Genomic DNA, 15,792 nt, shown 5'->3' with positions numbered 1-15,792 from the left:
CTACAGGTAAAACCCGAAAAAGTATCTCAAATAAAATATCAAATAATTGATGGCCAAAAATGCATAGTTATTCCTATTAATGACAATGAACAAACTACGGTTAATGGTGTAGATAATCTGATTTAAAATCGATAATTGCATTTCGCTTTATGCTGAATTAATTAATATCCATACTAATCAAACTATTATAGTCTGAATATTATGCTTCTGAAGTATATTTACCTTTTCCTGTGCAATATCCTTATCTGTGATTACAATACTGACATTAGAAAGTTCTGTCACGGAAGTAATTCCAGTGTTATCAAACTTTGACGACTCGGCAAGTATGATAACAGTCTCAGCCCTTTGACACATTTTCTTGCCCACCTCTGCTCTAAGAAAATCTCCACAGGTAAATCCTAATTTTTCAGAGAATCCATCCATACTTATAAAAGCTTTGTCTACGCATATTTTACTTAAGCAAAGATTCGTAAGAGGACCAACCATTGCTTCTGATTCGCTTTGGAATTCACCACCGATAACCGTCAATTTCACATTTTCATACTGATTCAGCGAGTAGGCTATAAAAACAGAATTAGTTATAATATGTACATTGATGTTATCGGCAAGTTCTATTGCTAAAAGGGCATTGGTGGAACCTGCCTCAATTAATATAGTTTCCCCGTTTGCAATAAGTTTAACGGCTTCCTTCACAATTCTAAGTTTTTCTTCATAACGAAAACGCATTCTCTTTTCTATAGAATTTGAGGCAATTTGCGTTGCACCACCGTGAGTCCGTTTTAACAATCCTTGGTTTTCAAGAGCAGTTAAATCTTTTCTAATGGTCACTTCGGAGACTCTTAGCATTTTTGAAAGTTCTATTACCGTCACCTTAGGTTTTTTAGATAGGATATCAAATATTTCATTTTGCCTTTCATTCATAATATTACCACCTTAAATTTACATTAAATTTACATAGAATATATCAATATCATAGTATAAAGTTCATTTGTTGTCAATATTGATTCATTCGAATTTCAAAACGAAACATTTATTGATTTCATATGAAACATGTGGTATAATATTGCCATAAAAAGGATTGTCAATATTAATTGGAGATAATAGTAGTTTAAAGGAGAAGATTTTATGAGCAAAAAAATCAATGTAGGATTAATAGGTTATGGAGTATCAGGAAGAGTTTTTCATGCACCGATAATCAGTAGTGTACCCGGATTAAATTTATATAAGACTTATGAAACAAATGAAAAAAATATAGAAAATTTAAAAAATAAGTACCCAAATATTCTTGTTACATCTAATATAGATGAGTTTTTCCAGGATGAGAATATAGATTTGGTTGTCATAGCTGTTCCAAACACAGCACACTATAGTTTAGCAAAAAGGGCTTTAGAAGGTGGTAAGAATGTCGTGGTTGAAAAACCATTTACAATTAACACAAAGGAAGCAGATGAAATAATAGAGCTTTCAAAATTAAAAAACAAGTTATTAACTGTACATCACAACAGAAGATGGGATAGTGACTTTAAAACTGTGAAAAAAGTTATTCAAAGCAATCTGCTTGGAGATATAGTCGAATACGAAGCTCATTATGATAGATTCAGAAACTATATTAAACAAAATGCTTGGAGGGAAAAAAAATTGCCTGGATCAGGAATTCTATATGATTTGGGATCCCATCTTATAGATCAGGCTCAGTGTCTTTTTGGTCTTCCTAAGGAAATATTTGCAGATTTGAGAGTTCAAAGGGAAGACAGCGAAACTATTGATAATTTTGAGGTGATTTTAAGTTATGATAACTTAAAGGTTACACTAAAGGCAGGTATGCTTGTAAAAGAAATAGGACCTCATTTCACTATTCTAGGTAATAAGGGGTCGTTTATTAAGTACGGGATGGATGTGCAAGAAGAAGATTTAAAAAATGACTTAATACCAAAGAATATTGAAGAATGGGGTAGAGAACCTAGTTCTTTATGGGGAAACATAAATACAGAAATAAATGAATTACAATTAACTGGTAAAATAGAAAGTGAACTAGGCGATTATAGAGAATTTTATGAAAATGTATATCATTCTATTTTAGGAGAGACTGAATTAGAAGTAAGTCCTGTACAGGCAAGAAATACAATAAGAATAATAGAATTAGCAGAGAAAAGTAGTTTGGAAAAAGCATGGGTGAAATTCGAATAAATATAAATTAATTTTAACTATACTAGGAGGTATATGCCATGCCAAGTGATGACTTAAAGAGGATATGTGCTAAAGAAGCTCTTAAATATATAGAAAACAATACAATAATTGGACTAGGTGGTGGTAGAACCATAGCCTATCTGATTGAATATCTAAGTGAAAAAGTAAAAGATGGTTTTAATATTAAAATAGTAACTCCGTCAATTAAAACAAAATTATTATGTATAAAAAGTGACTTAGAAGTACTTCATACTTCTTCCGTAAGCGAAGTAACAATTGCATTTGATGGTTGTGATCAGGTTGATGAAAATTTGAATGCTCTGAAAAGTGGTGGTGGTATCCATACTAAAGAAAAGCTTATTGCATCAATGGCAAAAGAATATATATTACTTGTGGATGAAACAAAACTAGTAAAATTACTAGATTTTAAGTACCCTGTTGTATTGGAAATTTTAGAGGATGCTTTAAGTTATGTTGAGAGTATGGTTAAAAATTTAGGCGGAAATCCTGTAGTGAGAACAAGCAGCAGAAAAGACGGGTTTGTTATATCTGATAATGGTAATTTGTTAATTGATGTTAAATTCAACACTCTTAGGGACTGTTATGAACTTGAAAACAGTTTCAGAAATATCCCTGGAGTTATAAGCACATCGCTTTTCAATAATATAGTTACTAAAGTGATAGTGGCAAGTGAAAATGGTATTAGGGTTATAAGAAAATATCATGATTTGGGAACTACAAAGTAAACATAGATATTAATGCATAAGGGTAAAACAAAGTAGGAAATTATTCGTCACAAAAGTGAGCGATTTTCTGCTTTTTTTTTATTTTTTTCTCTTAAATAATATAAATACAGTAGCACCTATAATTTTAATGAATTTGAGAACAATATATATTAGACCGAATTTATTTGGAAGATTACTGAACTTAATTAGTAATAATATAAGATCGTCACTTAAGTGATGGGAGGTTCGCGGAAAGGAATATAAGAAATATGGAAAAAAAGACAAGTAAAAAACGTTATAAATGGTGGAGATTATTAATAAAAGGCTTAATATTATACATGGTAGGCATAGAAGTTCTGGTATTAACGCAAAACCCAAATCTATTTCCAGCAATAGTGATGCTGGGAAATTTCCTTATACCAGTTATCTACGTGGCCTTTTTATATCAAAAAAGAACTTTGAGCGATGTAAGTATGCCTATGACGCTTGCAGGTTTCTTTTATGGTGGGTTTTTAGGAGTGTTTGCAGCAGCAATGCTTGAACCAATTTTTATCCATAACTTAAATTTATCAACAACTATATTTGTAGGTATAATTGAAGAATTCGCAAAAATCGTTGCAGTACTAGTTATTTTCAGAAATAGAAACCATGACCTTCAGCTAGATGGGTTAATTATTGGAGCAGCCGCGGGAATGGGCTTTGCAGCATTAGAGAGTTCAGGCTATGCCTTTACTATGTTTTTAAAAAGTGGTGGAAGTCTATCATCTACTGTTTATATAACACTACTCAGAGGAATATTATCGCCACTAGGACATGGTACTTGGACAGCTATTTTAGCAGCAGTACTTTTAAGAGAAAGTGCTCCGAGAAAATTTATATTAAATTTAAGGGTTATTGGAGCATATGTTACGGTGGTTGTACTTCATGGACTATGGAATGGAATTCCATCTATAATTGGAATGTTTACATCTTCCACAGCCGTTATTTTTATCGGACAGGGCAGCATTGGTGTTCTTAGCATGCTTATATTGATTCGGTTGTGGTTTAAAGCAAAAAAACAGGCGCGAGAACGATTAGCAAAAAAATGACTTTTAGTCAGATTCTAGCTCATTTAGGCAAATTTTTTTGTTAATATTGTTAGTATATTTTCATCAATTTATCCTAATCATAAATCAATAAAGTAATAAAAAAAATTAGGATGGTGAAAAAATGAAAAATATAAAAATCGCTACAATATTAATTAGTGTAAGTATGACTGCTACGGTATTTTCTGGTTGTAGTAGTCGTACAAAAATACCAAACGTTGTTACGAGACAACAAATGAAAAATCCTATAAAAACTAACCAATCGGACTCAACAGCCATGACGCAACTTTATTCTAAGACTCTTAAAGAGTTAGTTACTGCAAAGACAATAACACAGACCCAGTCCAGTAAAGTGCTTACAGCAATAACAAACAATATGACACCTAATACAGTAACAGTACCTAATACAGTAACAGCACCTGATGCAGTAACGACACCTAACACAGTAACGACACCTAATGGAGTAAAGGCACCTAATTCAGTAACTACACCTAATTCAATAATGACACCTAATACTGAACCGGCACCTAATACTAGAGTGGCACCCAATACAACACCTATTATTAATAGGATAAGCTCACTCGTAAATAATAAAGTAATTACCCAAGCACAAGCTAATACAATAAACCTCAAAATTCAAGAAGCTATGAAAAAAATTCAAAGTAATAAGTAAGTACTTATAATTTTATAAAATAAGTATATGAAACTAGAGTTTAATGCTCTAGTTTTTTAATAATTTAGAGATTGGCGTATTTTTCTACTTACTAAGTTCAGGCACAACATTTGGGGGAGTCTCATAAAGAACTGCTTTAATAAGGTTTTCTGCAGCTACCATGCACATATCAAGGCGCGTTTTTTCAGTAGCAGTACCTGCATGTGGTAAAGTAACTACATTAGGCATTTTAAGTAGAGGGTTATCTAAATTAATTGGTTCTACTTCATAGACATCAAGTCCTGCTGCATATATCTTATTATTTTCAAGTGATTCTATTAAAGCCTTCTCATTAACCGTCTGTCCTCTTGATGCATTTATAAATATGGCTGTATTTTTCATCTTATTAAATTCTTCAGTGTCTATTAGGTGATAGGTATCCTTTGTAAGAGGAACCATAACTACGATGAAGTCAGATTTTCGTAAAAGAGAATCAAAGTCACAATACTTTACTCCTAGCCTTTCCTCAGTCTCCTGCTTTCTGTTTCTATTATAATATAATACTTCCATATCAAATCCAAACTTAGCTCTTTTAGCTACTTCTTCACCTATTCTACCCATACCAATAATCCCTAAAGTAGCATGATGAACATCTAACCCACAAATATTCTCTTCATCTCTAGGTATCCATTTATTATCTTTCACATATCTATCTAATTCTACAATTCTTCTAGAAGTAGATAACATTAAACCTAGTATTAAATCTGCTACAGTGTCATTTAGCACTGAGGGGGTATTCGTACCTAGAACTTTTCTTATCCTCATTGCTTCTAAGTCAAAATTATTGTAACCAACCATAATATTGCTTACAACTTTTAGTTTTGGAGCATGCTTTAATAGTTCATCATCAATCCGTACATCTGTCAGTATCACACCTTCTTTGTCTGCAAGCTTTTCAAACAATATTTCTCTTGGAACTTTCTCATGAAAATCCCATTTTTCATAGTTGCAATATTTAGCAATATATTGTTCTACCTCTTCAGGTATTCTTTCTGCAATATATATATTAGGTTTATTCATAAATTCCTCCCGTTTACTTCACATCTAGAATTTTTTTGTAATATTAATTATATTCCTTTTATACTATTCTATTTATTACCATGCATTCCTTTATTCTTTTAAGTTTAGCAAGTTAAAAACTGGATTCCACTACGATTAATCCAATTTTTTTGTTGTCTTTTTTGTTTGGAATTTGTTGGGTAACAGTCGTGTTGACGACTTGCTTATTTTGGAGTAAGATTTTATGTGATGGTTTATGATATAAAAAATATAACAGAAAAGAGGTATAAATTATGATAAAACCAATTATAAAAAATATGTTGTTTTTAGGACAAAAATCAGAAGATGCAACTAAAAATGATATAGTAATAATTGATGATTTAGTAGATACATTAACAGCAAACTTGGAGTATTGTGTTGGATTGGCTGGGAACATGATTGGAGTAAAAAAGCGTATATTGGTATTTACTGTAGGCAACATTATTGTACCTATGGTAAATCCAGTTATATTAAAGAAAGAAAAGTTTTATGAAACAGAAGAGAGTTGTTTATCTTTAATTGGCTCTAGAAAAACAAAGAGATATGAAATGATAGAGGTGGAGTATCTTGATAGGAATCTTAAGAAGCAAAAACAAGTATTTACTGGATTTACAGCACAAATAATTCAACATGAAATGGATCATTTTGAAGGTATAATAATCTAATTGAAACTGACCGCTTATGAGATTATGACAACAAATATATATTAGGAGAAATGTTATATGAAGAAAAATAAATACATAGGTTTTTCGATGGTTTCAATGATATTGATATTTGTGGGTTGTTCAAATGTCAAAACAGTAACTTCAGTTGACACATCGACTAAAGAAAAAATAGTATTAAATTCATTAGGAACTACTGGTTCAACCGGAGGTTTTAAAGAGTTGAAAATTAACGCCAGTATCGATAAAGATAAATTACCCAAAAGTGTAAAAGTATATAACGTAAAAAAACCAAACTTAAACAATTCTAAAATAAAAGAAATGGCATTAAAATTAGGTGTAAAAGGAGAAATAAGAGAAAGAGATCAAGATATAGCTATTAAAGGGAAGAATGCTAGTTTTTATGTAAATAAAAATACGGGTTCCTCTAAATATTTTACAAAGGAATATATTGATGGAGTTACGAATCCCCTAAAAAAGTTACTATCTGATTCTGAATATATCAAATTAGCTAAAGATTTTGCACAACAGTATGATATAGCAAAACCTAATATGGTCTGTAAAGGTGTAAATAGAGGATATACTTTAGAAAGAGAAGATGCCAATGGCATAGAGACAATAGAAATATTTAGAGTAGAAGTTAAATTTGAAAGTCCTCGTATTAATAACATAGTTTATACTGGAGTAGGTCCTAAAATCTCTGTTTGGTTTGGAGAGGATGGAAAAATAATAGGATATGCTTCACTTTGGAGAGAACTTGAAGAGGTAAAAGAAGTTACAGATTATCCGAGTCTTTCAATAGATCAAGTGATAAAGAATGTAAAAGATAATAAAAAATCTTTAGTGTATAACATGGATGAACCCGATGACGAAGGCACTATAAATAGTGTCGAGACTGTACTGTGGAGCGATCCAGAAGGATTTGTTCAAGAACAGGTAGTACCTTATTATATGCTTAAAGGTAGAAATAAAAATGGAAAAAAATTTACGATTATAACACGAGCAATCTCGGATGAGTATATAAAAGAAAAAGAAGTAGCTTCTACAAAATAAGAAATAACGGAACAGACAAGTTTAATATAATTATAAAGTTAGAAACAGACACTTCTTCATTTTTGGAGAAGTGTCTGTTTTTTTGTTTAATTGAATTCCTTCAAGTTGAGTTATAGGCTATATATATTAAATTTTAGAATATTACCATTTAGCAAACATACAATATGTAGTGAGTCAAAATACAGATTTATGGAACTGCAATTCTAAGTCGAATTATACCTGTAATACTAATAATTATCTAGTTATTAATAAATAATAAGTCGATAATACAATGACGATCAGAAGTTCAAATTAAACTTGTAATGTATATCTTTTAGGTATACAATCAATGTATACGGTTTAGGTATACATTTTAGAGGAATATTGCCAAGTATGGTTCATGAAGTAAAATATATTGATTAGATGTATTAATTTAAAGGAGGTTCATTTATGTTTTTTAAGACTATGGAACAACATGAAAATTTAAGGGCAAAAATCAGAGAGTTTGCGCAGGAGGAAGTTAAACCTATTGCATTTATGTTAGACCAGGAAAATAAATTTCCAATAGAAGCAATTAAAAAACTAGCTGATATAGGGATGATGGGAATTCCATTTCCTAAAAAGTACGGCGGAGCTGGCCTGGACATAATAAGCTATGCAATCGCTGTTGAGGAATTAGCAAGAGTGGATGGTGGTACAGGCGTAATTCTATCCGCTCATACATCTTTGGGTGCATACCCAATTTATGCATATGGAACAGAAGAGCAAAAACAAAAATACTTGGTGCCACTCGCTAACGGAGAAAAACTTGGCGCATTCGGTCTTACCGAGGAAAACGCTGGTAGTGATGCTGGTGGTACGGAAACCACTGCACTTCTCGATGGGGATAATTACATTTTAAATGGTGAAAAAATCTTCATCACAAATGCTGGTAAGGCTGATACTTACGTTATATTTGCAATTACTACGCCGGATATAGGTATTAAAGGTATAAGTGCATTTATTGTGGAAAAAGAGTTTGATGGCTTTAGCATTGGTCAACATTATGACAAGATGGGTATTCGTTCGTCAGCTACTGCAGAGCTTTTATTTAATGACGTATTAGTACCTAAAGAAAATCTATTAGGCAATGAGGGTGAGGGTTTCAAGATTGCTATGGCAACTTTGGATGGCGGCCGTATTGGTATCGCATCTCAGGCTCTGGGAATAGCACAAGGCGCTTATGAGAATGCTTTAGAGTACTCAAAAGAAAGAGTTCAATTTGGAAAACCTATCTGCCAGCAGCAGATTATCGCTTTTAAATTGGCTGATATGGCGACAAAACTTAGAGCAGCTAGATTGCTTATTTACAGTGCAGCAGAGCTTAAAGAAAATCATGAGAGCTACGGCATGGAAGCTGCTATGGCAAAACAATATACATCAGATGTTTGCCTTGAGATTGTGAACGATGCTCTTCAAATATTTGGTGGAAACGGATATATGAAAGGTATGGAAGTTGAGCGTGCTTACAGAGATGCGAAAATTTGTACAATATATGAAGGAACTAATGAGATCCATCGCGTTGTTATCGCAGCACACATAATAGGTAAAGTGCCAAAAAGTGAGCGCACAGTTAAAACTACCAAACGTGGACCTGCAACAGGTTATCGTAAAAAAGTTATTTTTAAAGAAGGAACTCCTAGTGAAAGAGTCGATTCTCTTGTGGCAGCTCTTAAAGCAGATAAATATGATTTTACAGTTGGAATTCCAATGGACACTCCTATAATTAAGGCTGAAAGAGTAGTAAGTGTTGGACAAGGCATAGGTGAAAAAGAAAATATGAAACTTATAGAAGACTTAGCAGTTCAAGCTGGAGCAGCTATAGGTTCTTCACGACCAGTAGCTGAAACGCTTAAATATTTACCACTCAATCGTTATGTTGGTATGTCTGGTCAAAAATTTAAAGGAAATCTTTACATTGCCTGTGGTATTTCAGGAGCAGGACAGCATTTGAAAGGCATAAAGGATGCAACTACAATTGTTGCGATAAATAACAATCCTAATGCGAAAATTTTTAAAAACTCAGACTACGGTATTATTGGCGATTTAATGGAGATTTTACCACTCCTAACTACTGCTTTAGATAATGGGGAAGCTAAAACTGAGGCTCCACCAATGATAAAGATGAAGATGGCAGCTGCGAAGAAATTTGTTCCGACTTGGAAGCATTATGTATGTAATGGATGCGGTTATGAATACGATCCTGGCATTGGTGATGATGAAGGCGAAGTAGCAGAGGGAACTCTATTCGAAAAAATACCTGAAGAGTGGACTTGCCCATCATGTGGTGAAGAAAAAGATATGTTCATAGAAGTTTGATTCTTGTAATAATTAAACATACTAATATGTTTTTAGTGTAAAGGAGGATTTATATATGTATTGTGTTAGAAATATAACTGAGGATCTTTATTGGGTTGGTGGCAACGATCGTCGCCTTGCCCTTTTCGAAAACATTCATCCTATTCCAAGAGGTGTATCTTACAACTCATACCTACTAATGGATGAGAAGACAGTGCTTTTTGATACAGTGGACTGGTCAATTTGCAGACAGTTCCTTGATAATATTAAGGCAGTTTTAGGCGGCAAATCTTTAGATTATATGGTAATTAACCATATGGAACCGGATCACGCAGCGTGTATTGAAGAGATTGTTCTTCGTTATCCGGATGTAAAGATTGTATGCACCCAAAAAGCTTTTTTGTTCATGCATCAGTTCGGGTTCCATATCGATGACAACGTAATAGAGGTCAAAGAGGGCGATACTATGTCCTTTGGAAAACATCTTGTTGCATTTGTGGCTGCTCCAATGGTACATTGGCCAGAAGCTATGGTGACATTTGATACTACAAATGGTGTACTATTTTCTGCTGATGCCTTCGGTTCTTTCGGCTCATTGGATGGCAAGTTGTTTAATGATGAGATGAACTTTGACCGCGACTTCCTTGACGATGCAAGGCGTTATTATACAAATATTGTTGGCAAGTATGGTCCTCATGTTCAAAACCTTTTAAGGAAGGCCGGCACTATTGACATTAAAATTATATGCCCACTACATGGACCGGTTTGGCGTAATGATTTAGGTTACTTATTAGAGAAATACGACAAGTGGAGTCGCTACGAGCCTGAGGAAAATGGCGTAATGATTGTTTATGGAACAATGTACGGTAATACGGAGGCCGCTGCAAACGATCTAGCAACAAGACTCGTGGAAAAGGGTGTTACGAACGTTGTTATGTATGACGTTGCAAAAACTCATGTGTCATATTTGATTTCTGAGACATTCAAATATAGTCATGTGGTTCTTGCCTCTGTAACCTACAACTTGAATATTTATCCGCCAATGCTTAATTATATAATGGATATGAAGGCATTAAATCTTCAAAAACGAACTTTCGCTCTTATAGAAAATGGTTCATGGGCTCCTCAATCAGGCAGACTTATGCGTGAACTTTTGGAAGAAATGAAAGACATAACTATTTTAGACAGTGAGCTCTTAGTGAACTCAGCGATGAAAGAAGATGATGCTGATTCAATGAATACAATTGTTGATAGCATTATAGAGTCAATGAAGTAATTTCATAAAAACATAAAGTTGAGACCTGCTCATAAATAAAATTTGTGAGCAGGTCTCTTATTGACAAAATAAGTTAAAAGACTTAAAATAATAATTATACCAAATAAGTATACTTTAAGGAGAAATATAATATGAAAATAACACAAGAAGCAGATTACGCACTTAGAGTTGTACTTTACTTGTGTAAATTAGGATATGGTGAAAAGGTAGAATCAAAAGTAATTTCAGAAAAAGAGTGTGTACCGCAAAGATTTCTTTTAAAACTTCTAAGAAAGCTTATACAAGTAGATATTCTAAAATCTTATAAGGGAGTCAAGGGTGGGTATGCTATAAATAAAATGCCAGAGCAAATTACATTAAAAGATGTTATAGAAGCAATAGACGGTCCAGTCTGTGTGAATAGATGTGTAATTGATCCAAACTTTTGTAATATGAAGAAAAGTGGTGTATGCATTGTGCATAAAGCTATGATGAAAATACAGAAGAATTTAAATGCAGAATTAGAAAATATAAATTTTAGGCAACTAGTAGATGAAGAAGTTTAAGCATACAATTTATAAGTTTTATCAAATAGAAAGGAGGATATTATGGAATTTCAAAATCTTTTATATAAAAAAGTAGGGAATATTGGAATTTTGAGCATTAATAATCCAAAATCATTAAATGCTTTAAATTTAGCTATATTCAAAGAGATAAATGCTGCTATAGACATGGTTGAAGCTGACGAAGAAGTCTATGTACTAATAATAACTGGTGAAGGAAAAGCTTTTGTTGCTGGTGCGGATATAGAAGAGATGAAAAGTTTAAATGTAGAAGAATCAAGAAAATTCGGAAAAATAGGTTCAGATGTTTTTAGAAAAATAGAACTTATGGAAAAACCAGTGATTGCAGCAGTTAATGGTTTTGCATTGGGTGGCGGATGTGAATTAGCAATGAGTTGCGATATTAGAATAGCAAGCGAAAAGGCAAAATTGGGACTACCAGAGGTAAGCCTCGGCATTACTCCAGGCTTTTCAGGTACGCTAAGACTTCCAAGATTAGTTGGTATCGCAAAAGCAAAAGAATTGATTTATACAGGGAATATTATTTCAGCGGAAGATGCCGAAAAAATTGGATTAGTGAATAAAGTTGTTCCACAAGAAGAATTGATGAGTATAACTTTAAACTTAGCAAATAAAATAGCTTCTGTAGCTCAAATTGCAGTAAAATATTCAAAATCAGCTATCAATAGAGGGATAGAAACAGATATAGAAACAGGTATGGCCATGGAGAATGATATTTTTGGACTTTGTTTTGCAACGAAGGATCAAAGAGAAGGAATGACAGCTTTTATTGAAAAAAGAAAACCTGTGTTTCAAAACAAGTAATTTAATTAACATATAAAGTAATTATTGTTGTCACATAAGGGTAGTCAAATTATAATTTGACTATCCTTTTAAAAATCATATTAAATTTAAATTTTTAGTTGTTTAACCATATCTACGTACTTAGGCTTAATATAAGCTAGTAAAACATTGCGATAATATTTCATGGACTGCTGGATAGCGGTCTCTGCATCTACAACATTACGCAGTACATTTGTTAGCATTCCAAAGTATATCAAAAGTGCAACATTATTGTATTCTTCTGCATTTTCATGGGTTATAAACCCATCAGCTAAAAGTCCATTAGTAACGCAGCCATTAAGCATGGTCATGCTTCGTTCGTATAGATTTCTTTTTCTAAATACAGAACCCAATATTTCGGATGATGATAAACCTTTTTCAGGATAAATCTCATAATATTGCTGAGAATACTCATTATACTTATCATCTATATTTTGAAGAAATAGACGTTTGTAAATTTCCGGCTCCGCATATGAAAATTTGAAGAAACATCTTGAAACCTCCATATAGAGTGATAGGCCGTTGGTACAATCTTTTGTATATGAGGGAAGAGCCAAATGATATTCTTCCAAATGACTCATGGATGCCATGAAAATCAAATGGTCTAAACTATCGAAATAATTATATAATGTGGCACTATTGTATCCCGCAAGATCGGCTACCTTACGTATTGTAATACAATCTATACCCTCATCTAAAATTATTTTTTCAACACTTTCAATAAAGTATTTCATTATTCTATTCTTTTGAATTCTTTTCTTATCAGAAGTTGCTACGGTTTTATTACTCATTTTATTCCTCTTACCTTTCTTATATAATATATTATAATGTTTAATCATAGTTATTATATATAACGCGATTAGCATATCATATTATTTGTAAAAAAGCTACACTTAGATTGACTAACTGAAACAACAATGATAACATAAACTTAAAGTAATCATGATTATAAAATAATTGTGATTTTTATTTTTAACTATATATTATAATAATAAAAATAAAATAATATACAAAGAAGGGAAGTGACTATTTGGCATTTTTGTGTACTTGTAATACACAAAAACGCTAAATGTAATATGGAAATAAAACAAGTAAAAGGTAATACATTTTTAATTGATACAGGTATGACTTACATACCTTTTTACAAAATTAGTAGTAAAGAAATTATTATGTTGGATTCAGGATGGGCAGAAGGAGAAAAAGAAGGAATAGATGAGTTTTTGGAAAAAAACAACTTTAAGATAGTTGCTATATTATGCACTCATGCTCATGTAGATCATGTAGGAAATAATGCATATTTGAAGGAAAAATATAATTGTATTATCGCTATGCCAGAGTATGAAGCGCTTATTTGTAGCTCTGCAGTAAGTCTCAAACTATATTATAATAACCAAACATTAACCGATGTCAATGATCACTTTGGTGATATGGTATGCGTTACAGATATTATGATTTTGGATAACCAGGACAGTATAACTGTGTGCGGTGCTAAATTTAATATTATTCATACACCAGGACATAGTCCTGCACATATAGGCATTACTACCCCCGATGATGTTGCGTATTTAGCCGATGCCCTCATAAGCTATGAAGTTATGGAAGGATCTAAAATGCCCTATGCATACATACTCAGTGAGGATTTGAAAAGCAAAGTAAAGCTTTATGACTTAAAATATAGCAAATATATTGTGGCACATAAGGGTATGTATGATGATGATATTACTAAACTTATAACTGATAATATAGATTTCTTTAAGAATAGAGCATTAACAATAGCTACAGTAATAGAGGATTCTATGACAATGGAAGATATATTTAAGGCTGTTATCAAATATTTTAATATTAATGTAAAAAGCACATATAAGTATGCTTTGATAGAAAGAATGTTACAGTCATATGTTGAGTATTTGAATGAAACAGGAATATTAGTTTTAAATGTTGATAAAGGATTTCTCAAATACTCAAAGGTACCATCGGATAGTTAGTATCTATTTTTGACACTTGAGCTTCTAGCTGGTGAACACACTCACGAGCTAGAAGCTCTTTTTTATCTTAGATGATGATATTTTATACAATGTGATTAACTTATAATAGTACGTATATAAAATATCCTCTTACATTGGCTTACCTTGACTTAGTATATGAACAATGATAACATGAATATAAAATCATCATGATTATAAAATAATTAAGATTATAAAATCTCTTCTTAGAAATTATTATCCTAGTTATAACTAAATAATATAAATAAAAAAATAGGAGTGAAGCAAAATGAAAAATGGAGTAATAATCACATGTTCAATTACAGGATCGGGGGATTCAGCTTTAAAAAGTTCACATGTTCCCGTTACACCAAAAGAAATTGCAGACTCTGCAGTTAAAGCAGCAAAAGCAGGCGCGGCAATAGCTCATATCCATGTAAGAAATGTTGACACCAAGCTATCTAGCCGTGATTTAGAACTATATACTGAAGTATCCAAATTAATATGTGAATCAGGCGTAGATATGATTCTTAATATTACTGCAGGAATGGGAGCTGACTTTGTACCAGATGAGACTAATCCTTCAATAGGTGGAGTTGGAACTGATATGGCTACAGTAGCTGAAAGAGTTAGACATATTGAAATCATAAAACCTGAAATATGCACGCTTGATTGTGGTTCAATGAACTATGCAACCACCGCTTATGTTTCTACTATGGACATGCTTCGTGAAACAGCCAGAAGAATACAGGCAGTCGGGGTAAAACCAGAAATTGAAGTTTTTGAACTTGGTCATATTTGGCAGGCAAAAACTCTCATAGCTGAAGGGCTTATAGATCCAGATCCAATGTTCCAGTTATGTATGGGAGTACCTTATGGGGCGGAGGCAACTACAAGCAATTTATTAGCTATGGTAAATGCACTGCCACGAGATGCCGATTGGTGTTCTTTTGCATTAGGACGTCAGGAAATGTCTTGGGTAGCTCAATCTGCTATAATGGGTGGAAATGTACGCGTAGGACTTGAAGACAACATTTACCTAGGAAAGGGACATTTTGCAACTAATGAAGAATTAGTAGGAAATGCACGAGAAATCCTAGAAAGAATGGGCGCGAGGATACTATCGCCCCAAGAAGCAAGAAAAGAATTAAAGTTAATTTAATATAATCAAAAATGAAGGACGTGCTTAAATGTTAATCAAAGGAAATGAAGTTAAAACTGTAGCCATTGTTGGCGTAGGTGTAATAGGAGCAGGATGGGCTGCAAGATGTCTTCACAGAGGAATAGATGTTTATGCTACTGATCCTGGCCCTGATTCAGAATCACTTTTAATGGAAGTTATAAACAATGCCCAATATGCGCTAGAAAGAG

At 32.8% G+C, this 15,792-nt stretch carries 17 protein-coding genes; 14 read left to right on the top strand and 3 right to left on the bottom strand.

The genetic code is table 11. The features are described 5' to 3' along the window. On the top strand, positions 1-126 hold a 126-nt coding region (locus tag ACJAX4_RS14615; RefSeq protein ID WP_435790192.1), incomplete at its 5' end, for a DUF4317 family protein. Positions 127-177: 51 nt separating this feature from the next. On the opposite strand, the gene ACJAX4_RS14610 is transcribed toward ACJAX4_RS14615, so the two are convergent. Then, positions 178-921: a DeoR/GlpR family DNA-binding transcription regulator gene (locus ACJAX4_RS14610; RefSeq protein WP_435790190.1), complete on the bottom strand. Its 744-nt coding sequence runs from the start codon at positions 919-921 to the stop codon at positions 178-180. Positions 922-1,125: 204 nt separating this feature from the next. Between ACJAX4_RS14610 and ACJAX4_RS14605 the strand changes: the two genes are divergently transcribed. From ACJAX4_RS14605 to ACJAX4_RS14590, 4 genes are all read left to right on the top strand, one after another. Continuing rightward, positions 1,126-2,187 (top strand): Gfo/Idh/MocA family oxidoreductase, encoded by a 1,062-nt coding sequence (locus ACJAX4_RS14605; RefSeq protein WP_435790189.1) that lies wholly within the window; start codon positions 1,126-1,128, stop codon positions 2,185-2,187. Between the two features lie 38 nt (positions 2,188-2,225). Next, positions 2,226-2,933, top strand: coding sequence for a ribose-5-phosphate isomerase RpiA (gene rpiA, locus ACJAX4_RS14600; protein ID WP_435790188.1), 708 nt, complete (start codon positions 2,226-2,228; stop codon positions 2,931-2,933). 248 nt (positions 2,934-3,181) lie between these two features. Further along, on the top strand, positions 3,182-4,000 hold the full coding sequence (locus tag ACJAX4_RS14595; RefSeq protein ID WP_435790186.1) for a PrsW family intramembrane metalloprotease: 819 nt from the start codon (positions 3,182-3,184) through the stop codon (positions 3,998-4,000). 121 nt (positions 4,001-4,121) lie between these two features. Beyond that, complete coding sequence (locus ACJAX4_RS14590) at positions 4,122-4,670, top strand: hypothetical protein (protein WP_435790185.1); 549 nt, start codon at positions 4,122-4,124, stop codon at positions 4,668-4,670. Positions 4,671-4,754: 84 nt separating this feature from the next. Here the strand turns inward: ACJAX4_RS14590 and ACJAX4_RS14585 are convergent, their stop codons facing one another. Beyond that, the gene (locus ACJAX4_RS14585) at positions 4,755-5,729 is read right to left on the bottom strand and encodes a 2-hydroxyacid dehydrogenase (RefSeq protein WP_435790184.1); all 975 of its coding nucleotides are present in this window, start codon (positions 5,727-5,729) and stop codon (positions 4,755-4,757) included. 272 nt (positions 5,730-6,001) lie between these two features. On the opposite strand from ACJAX4_RS14585, the gene ACJAX4_RS14580 reads away from it, so the two are divergent. From ACJAX4_RS14580 to ACJAX4_RS14555, 6 genes are all read left to right on the top strand, one after another. Continuing rightward, positions 6,002-6,412, top strand: coding sequence for a peptide deformylase (locus ACJAX4_RS14580; protein WP_435790183.1), 411 nt, complete (start codon positions 6,002-6,004; stop codon positions 6,410-6,412). Between the two features lie 57 nt (positions 6,413-6,469). Then, positions 6,470-7,462 (top strand): hypothetical protein, encoded by a 993-nt coding sequence (locus ACJAX4_RS14575; protein WP_435790182.1) that lies wholly within the window; start codon positions 6,470-6,472, stop codon positions 7,460-7,462. 429 nt (positions 7,463-7,891) lie between these two features. Next, the gene (locus ACJAX4_RS14570) at positions 7,892-9,799 is read left to right on the top strand and encodes an acyl-CoA dehydrogenase family protein (protein WP_435790181.1); all 1,908 of its coding nucleotides are present in this window, start codon (positions 7,892-7,894) and stop codon (positions 9,797-9,799) included. Between the two features lie 55 nt (positions 9,800-9,854). Next, complete coding sequence (locus ACJAX4_RS14565) at positions 9,855-11,054, top strand: FprA family A-type flavoprotein (RefSeq protein WP_435790180.1); 1,200 nt, start codon at positions 9,855-9,857, stop codon at positions 11,052-11,054. 131 nt (positions 11,055-11,185) lie between these two features. Next, positions 11,186-11,599 (top strand): RrF2 family transcriptional regulator, encoded by a 414-nt coding sequence (locus ACJAX4_RS14560; protein WP_435790179.1) that lies wholly within the window; start codon positions 11,186-11,188, stop codon positions 11,597-11,599. Between the two features lie 42 nt (positions 11,600-11,641). Then, the gene (locus tag ACJAX4_RS14555) at positions 11,642-12,421 is read left to right on the top strand and encodes a short-chain-enoyl-CoA hydratase (protein WP_435790178.1); all 780 of its coding nucleotides are present in this window, start codon (positions 11,642-11,644) and stop codon (positions 12,419-12,421) included. An 86-nt stretch (positions 12,422-12,507) separates the two neighbouring features. Here the strand turns inward: ACJAX4_RS14555 and ACJAX4_RS14550 are convergent, their stop codons facing one another. Beyond that, on the bottom strand, positions 12,508-13,230 hold the full coding sequence (locus ACJAX4_RS14550; protein ID WP_435790177.1) for a hypothetical protein: 723 nt from the start codon (positions 13,228-13,230) through the stop codon (positions 12,508-12,510). 285 nt (positions 13,231-13,515) lie between these two features. Here ACJAX4_RS14550 and ACJAX4_RS14545 point away from each other — a divergent pair, with 285 nt between their 5' ends. The 3 genes from ACJAX4_RS14545 to ACJAX4_RS14535 all read left to right on the top strand — a co-directional run. Continuing rightward, positions 13,516-14,424: an MBL fold metallo-hydrolase gene (locus tag ACJAX4_RS14545; protein WP_435790191.1), complete on the top strand. Its 909-nt coding sequence runs from the start codon at positions 13,516-13,518 to the stop codon at positions 14,422-14,424. 286 nt (positions 14,425-14,710) lie between these two features. Continuing rightward, positions 14,711-15,583, top strand: a complete 873-nt coding sequence (locus ACJAX4_RS14540) for a 3-keto-5-aminohexanoate cleavage protein (protein ID WP_435790176.1) — start codon at positions 14,711-14,713, stop codon at positions 15,581-15,583. 28 nt (positions 15,584-15,611) lie between these two features. Continuing rightward, the coding region (locus ACJAX4_RS14535) for a 3-hydroxyacyl-CoA dehydrogenase NAD-binding domain-containing protein (RefSeq protein WP_435790175.1) at positions 15,612-15,792 on the top strand (181 nt) is incomplete at its 3' end.

The organism is Clostridium sp. (assembly GCF_051278035.1).
In the GTDB taxonomy this organism is placed as follows: Bacteria; Bacillota; Clostridia; order Clostridiales; family Clostridiaceae; genus Clostridium_AD.
The sequence above is the reverse complement of the archived record's forward strand: the minus strand, read 5'-3'. Positions and strand labels throughout refer to the sequence as shown.

Excerpts from the sequence above, each read along its gene's own strand:
- ACJAX4_RS14610 (WP_435790190.1), bottom strand. The coding sequence starts at position 921 with ATGAATGAAAGGCAAAATGAAATATTTGATATCCTATCTAAAAAACCT.
- ACJAX4_RS14605 (WP_435790189.1), top strand. The coding sequence starts at position 1,126 with ATGAGCAAAAAAATCAATGTAGGATTAATAGGTTATGGAGTATCAGGA.
- rpiA (WP_435790188.1), top strand. The coding sequence starts at position 2,226 with ATGCCAAGTGATGACTTAAAGAGGATATGTGCTAAAGAAGCTCTTAAA.
- ACJAX4_RS14595 (WP_435790186.1), top strand. The coding sequence starts at position 3,182 with ATGGAAAAAAAGACAAGTAAAAAACGTTATAAATGGTGGAGATTATTA.
- ACJAX4_RS14590 (WP_435790185.1), top strand. The coding sequence starts at position 4,122 with ATGAAAAATATAAAAATCGCTACAATATTAATTAGTGTAAGTATGACT.
- ACJAX4_RS14585 (WP_435790184.1), bottom strand. The coding sequence starts at position 5,729 with ATGAATAAACCTAATATATATATTGCAGAAAGAATACCTGAAGAGGTA.
- ACJAX4_RS14580 (WP_435790183.1), top strand. The coding sequence starts at position 6,002 with ATGATAAAACCAATTATAAAAAATATGTTGTTTTTAGGACAAAAATCA.
- ACJAX4_RS14575 (WP_435790182.1), top strand. The coding sequence starts at position 6,470 with ATGAAGAAAAATAAATACATAGGTTTTTCGATGGTTTCAATGATATTG.
- ACJAX4_RS14570 (WP_435790181.1), top strand. The coding sequence starts at position 7,892 with ATGTTTTTTAAGACTATGGAACAACATGAAAATTTAAGGGCAAAAATC.
- ACJAX4_RS14565 (WP_435790180.1), top strand. The coding sequence starts at position 9,855 with ATGTATTGTGTTAGAAATATAACTGAGGATCTTTATTGGGTTGGTGGC.
- ACJAX4_RS14560 (WP_435790179.1), top strand. The coding sequence starts at position 11,186 with ATGAAAATAACACAAGAAGCAGATTACGCACTTAGAGTTGTACTTTAC.
- ACJAX4_RS14555 (WP_435790178.1), top strand. The coding sequence starts at position 11,642 with ATGGAATTTCAAAATCTTTTATATAAAAAAGTAGGGAATATTGGAATT.
- ACJAX4_RS14550 (WP_435790177.1), bottom strand. The coding sequence starts at position 13,230 with ATGAGTAATAAAACCGTAGCAACTTCTGATAAGAAAAGAATTCAAAAG.
- ACJAX4_RS14545 (WP_435790191.1), top strand. The coding sequence starts at position 13,516 with ATGGAAATAAAACAAGTAAAAGGTAATACATTTTTAATTGATACAGGT.
- ACJAX4_RS14540 (WP_435790176.1), top strand. The coding sequence starts at position 14,711 with ATGAAAAATGGAGTAATAATCACATGTTCAATTACAGGATCGGGGGAT.